Genomic DNA, 4,474 nt, shown 5'->3' on the forward strand with positions numbered 1-4,474 from the left:
ATCAGTATGGACGGCCGGGGCGCCTGGCGGGACAACGTGTTCGTTGAGCGGCTGTGGCGCAGCGTCAAATACGAGGAGGTGTATCTGCGGGCCTACGACAGCGTCAGCGACGCTCGCGCCTCGATTGGCCGCTATCTGGACTTCTACAATTGCCGCCGTCCACATTCGAGCCTTGACGGCAGCACACCGGATCAAGCCTACTTCACCCCGCTGCCGCTCCGCACGGCAGCCTAACCCCGGCAGAGGCTCCACTTATCGACGCGGATATTCTGTTCAGACAACCGGGGCCAGCTCACTTTAAGCACTTGCTTTAATCGCTCCTGATTCAACTCGCGCAGTAATCCTGCGGACTAGCTATGAAAGCGCAGCATTTAGCTGAAATGCCGGACGAATTGTCTCAATCACGATAGAGAAATCCACTATCTTGAGGAAATTCTCGGCGAAGCATTCTGCGGAAAGTACTGCTTCGCGAGTAGCCGCACATCAGAGTCAAGGCTCTTTGATGGCTGTGAGACCAGGGAGACGGACCGCCGGGCGGCCGCACCGTTGGTGCGTGCGAGGTGCTGCCGTGAGGGGCAGCGGGGCTTCCCAAGTAGATGTTTGACAGGAGGCGAGAAATGCACGTTTGCTTCCGGAATTCCCTCGACGATTCAGCCGCATGCTGCGCGATATGCGGTGGAAAGTTTGGGCTGATCCGCCATTACTGGTGGCGAACGGCCCTTTGCTCCAAGAAATGCGTCAATCGCTTCAAGGCGCGACGGGAGGCCGATCAGAAATGGCTTCGATGGTTGCGAGCGGCTTAGGACTCGGCCGAGCTGTGCCGGTACCGCCCCGGTCAGACTTGTTGCGAATTCGAGTGGCCCTAGAGCGCGTGGAAATCAAGTGACAGAAGCATCGGCACAAATAATCGACTTCAGGGCCTACAGGGCCGGCAGGCTGGCTCGGTCTGAGCGCCTTCGCGACGACGTCTACTCGACCGCGGCTCTCGCTGCGTTCACAGCGGCCTGTCAGCTTTGGACGTTCCTGGCCTGCCATCCGTTCGCTTTGCTCGGCGCGCTAGCGCCGAAGCAGGAGCCTCACGAGTACCCCTAGGGGCAGGCACGGAGGTGGGCCCCCAAGACGGAGTCCCCACTGCGCGCATCTCCAGCTCGGTCCGGTCGAGCCGTCACCGTTTGGAGAGACTGCAATCAGCCCAGAAACGCGTGCAGATGGTGGCTCGTCGCGAGCGCCGCTCCTCGATCGCGGCTCCGGCCGGCATAGTCGCTGAAACTGTAGGGGAAGACGAGCCATCGGGTGGTGAAATCGCGATGAGGAAGGTCTTGGCTCATGGTTGCGCGACCATTGGACTGTTTTTGCGCTGTTCTCCAGTTTTAGAGAACTGGGATCTCCATCCTCAATGCCATTGACAGGCTTCTCCCGCCTTCTCTAGGAAGCGCCGACGGTGTGTGGGGAGCGGATTCAATATGAGCCACAGTTCAGAGCAGCCTCTAGAACGTGTCACGATTCCGGCACTGCAGCAGTGGAAGGATGAAGGACGTCGTGTCGTGATGACCACCGCCTACGATGCGGTTGCGGCGCGCATCGCGGATCCCATTGTCGATATCATCCTGGTCGGCGATAGCGTTGGAAACGTCTGTCTGGGATTCGACAACACGCTGCCCGTCAGCGTGGCCATGATGAATCATCACCTGGAGGCTGTTGCGCGCACGAGGCCTCATGCCCTGCTTGTGGCCGACATGCCCTTTCTGAGCTTTCATGTCGGTTCTGAGGATACCATTCGCAATGCAGGAGGTTTTCTGCAGCGTGGCGCCGATGCTGTGAAACTCGAGGGTGGTGCCAAACGCGTCGAGATGGTACGCGCCTTGGTCGATTGCGAAATTCCTGTGATGGGACATCTCGGTCTGACCCCGCAGAGCGTCAACGTCATGGGTGGATTCAGGGTGCAGGGAAGGACAACGGATACCGCCTTGCGGCTGCTCGATGACGCGCACCGTCTGCAGGAAGCCGGCTGTTTCGCTTTGGTCCTGGAGGGAATCCCTGCCGAGCTCGCGGCGCGAGCGGCCCAATTTCTCACGATACCCACCATCGGGATCGGAGCAGGACCCGATTGCTCGGGCCAAGTGCTCGTGTTCCATGATGTTTTGGGGCTAACCGAAGGCCACCGCCCCAAATTCGTTCGTGCCTATACAAATGGATTCCAGCTGTTCCAGGAGGCGCTATCGCGCTGGGCTGCCGATATTCGCAAAGGTGCATTCCCGGGCTCAGAGGAGTGCTATCGGCTTCCTGATCAGCTTCGCGATGCCATCGCCAATTGGGTGCCCTCCAATTCAACCTGAAGCAAGGTAAGAAATGCAAGTAATTACGAAGCTCGCTGAGCTGCGTCGGGCCCTTGCAGACGTCCGCAACGCCGGTAAGCGCATTGGGTTCGTTCCGACGATGGGATACCTGCACGATGGCCACCTGTCCCTGATCTCGGCTAGCCGTGGACACTGCGACGTCACTGTCGTTAGCATCTTCGTCAACCCCACTCAGTTCGGCCCAAATGAGGATCTCGGCAGGTACCCTCGCGACTTCGCGCGCGATGAAGCCTTGTGCCGTAATGCCGGCGTCTCCATCATCTTCGCGCCAGGTGCAGAGGAGATCTATCCGGCTCAGTTCGAGACCTTAGTCGAGCCGGGCGAACTCGCAAAACCGCTCTGCGGAGGTTTCAGGCCGGGACATTTTCGTGGTGTTGCGACTGTCGTCTGCAAGCTATTGAACATGGTGCAGCCGGACGTCGCGTACTTTGGACAGAAGGATTTTCAGCAATGCGCTGTGATACGCCGCATGACGGTTGATCTGAATCTTCCGGTCGAGATTGTCACCGTGAAAACCGTGCGGGAGCCGGACGGGCTGGCAATGAGCAGTCGCAACCGTTATCTCAGCCCGGAAGAGCGCGGTCGGAGCCTTGCGATCAGCCGTGGCTTGTTCGCCGCAGCGCAAGAGTTTGCCTCAGGGGAGCGCGACGCGGCAACGCTGATTGCGCTTGCAACAAAGCATTTGGAATTGGTCGATCGATTACAGTACCTTGAGCTTGTCGACGCTGGGACCCTCAGGATTGCCGAGAGCCCGCTGCGCTATCCGGCGGTGCTCTGTGTCGCAGCGTACGTCGGCTCGACTCGGTTGATCGACAATGTAGTCCTGAGCTAGCCCGTAGCCAGATCCGCAAGCGACTGCGCTCAGAAGCAGTCGAACCCGATCAGCTGGCCCTGAAATCCTCAACATCCTGAATAGAGCTCTCGAACACGATCCGAAACTGCTCCTTTGCGTCCTGAACGACTGCCCCACGCTCGAGCACCTGATGTCGGTTGATTGGCTCTGCCGCTGACAAGTGGAGCGTGACGGGGCCGCTCACACTGCCGAGAGCAGCCAAGCGCGGGGTCGCTTTTCGTACTATGACTTCGGCGGCTCAACCAGACGTTCGGGGCCATTCTGACCGCTTTGCGCGCTTTCTACGACGTGGCGCAAAGCAATTTCAGAAAGTCGTACAACCAGCTGTTTGAGGCGCGCAATCTCCTGCCTGCAGCGCTCCAGCTCGCACTGTTCGGCCGTCATCACAGATGTTGTGCGACGTTGGCTGCTGCCAAGATGATTCATGTAGCTCCCTTTCCGATTCGACAAACTCAGCAGAAAGTCTGAACAGCCCAGTCGCTTCTCTTCGCTGAACGAGGCGCCTCGCCGTCAGATCGAAGTTTTCACTTGTAGCCCGCGGCGGGCTGGTTTGCTAGCTCACTCCCCTGCAAAGGGCTCGCGCCCAGATCGCTGATGCGACCGCACTTTCGGCGACGCCATCTCGCTGGCTCATGCTCAGTTGCAGTAATGGCTCAAAATGTGGCCGTGGAATGTGCCGCCCTTCGGCTGCGTGCGATCGCTCTGGGCGGAACTGTAACAAAATCGCAATATCAAATAGTGCAAGGAGCCGCGCTCTCGCGATCAAATCCTGCATTACGGCGACGCCCCCGATGAATTGTCACACAACGTTCGCGTGCTCGTGCTGGAGTACTTCGGCTACACCAATGCGACTGCAAACGGGCATTGCCAAGGAGGCTCGCTCAAAATCGTGTGCTGCCACTACGTGCGATTAATCAATAGCCACACGCCCATGACCATGAGATTGCTGCACGATCGCGAACCGACCTCTGAGCTGGTCCCGCAAATCTGAACAGCGCGATAAGTGGAGTTTCTGCCTGACGGCGGGCAAGATTGACCCGCGAATCAGGAGAGACGATGAGCAGACGAGCACGGCGGAACCACACTCCGGCTTTCAAGGCGAAGGTGGCACTTGCCGCCGTCAAGGGTGACCGCACGCTGGCGCAACTGGCGGAGCAGTTCGACGTTCACCCCAATCAGATCACATCGTGGAAGGCCCAGCTCGAAGGCAGCGCTGCCGATGTTTTCGGTCCGGGCGGCGGGAGTCGGATCGCCGAACCCACCG

Annotated in this window: 5 protein-coding genes; 4 read left to right on the plus strand and 1 reads right to left on the minus strand. The window is 59.1% G+C overall.

Annotated elements, in window-relative coordinates; genetic code table 11:
* The 3 genes from E4K64_RS39065 to panC form a co-directional block, all read left to right on the plus strand.
* The coding region (locus E4K64_RS39065) for an integrase core domain-containing protein (protein ID WP_135161597.1) at positions 1–234 on the plus strand (234 nt) is incomplete at its 5' end.
* Between the two features lie 1,229 nt (positions 235–1,463).
* The gene (gene panB / locus E4K64_RS39080; RefSeq protein WP_164719168.1) at positions 1,464–2,336 is read left to right on the plus strand and encodes a 3-methyl-2-oxobutanoate hydroxymethyltransferase; all 873 of its coding nucleotides are present in this window, start codon (positions 1,464–1,466) and stop codon (positions 2,334–2,336) included.
* Positions 2,337–2,349: 13 nt separating this feature from the next.
* Entirely contained in the window at positions 2,350–3,189 is an 840-nt protein-coding gene (gene panC / locus E4K64_RS39085; RefSeq protein ID WP_126262231.1) for a pantoate--beta-alanine ligase, read from the plus strand.
* Positions 3,190–3,432: 243 nt separating this feature from the next.
* Here panC and E4K64_RS39090 read toward each other — a convergent pair whose 3' ends face one another.
* Positions 3,433–3,636 carry a hypothetical protein gene (locus E4K64_RS39090; protein ID WP_126262230.1) on the minus strand — a complete coding sequence of 68 codons (204 nt, stop codon included), beginning with the start codon at positions 3,634–3,636 and terminating at the stop codon, positions 3,433–3,435.
* Positions 3,637–4,266: 630 nt separating this feature from the next.
* Here E4K64_RS39090 and E4K64_RS39095 point away from each other — a divergent pair.
* Positions 4,267–4,474 (plus strand): transposase (locus tag E4K64_RS39095; RefSeq protein ID WP_135163638.1); only part of this gene is annotated, 208 nt, incomplete at its 3' end.

The sequence above is a fragment of the Bradyrhizobium frederickii genome, from assembly GCF_004570865.1.
Taxonomy (GTDB): Bacteria; Pseudomonadota; Alphaproteobacteria; order Rhizobiales; family Xanthobacteraceae; genus Bradyrhizobium; species Bradyrhizobium frederickii.

Coding starts and splice junctions, on each gene's coding strand:
- panB (WP_164719168.1), top strand. CDS start 1,464: ATGAGCCACAGTTCAGAGCAGCCTCTAGAACGTGTCACGATTCCGGCA.
- panC (WP_126262231.1), top strand. CDS start 2,350: ATGCAAGTAATTACGAAGCTCGCTGAGCTGCGTCGGGCCCTTGCAGAC.
- E4K64_RS39090 (WP_126262230.1), bottom strand. CDS start 3,636: ATGAATCATCTTGGCAGCAGCCAACGTCGCACAACATCTGTGATGACG.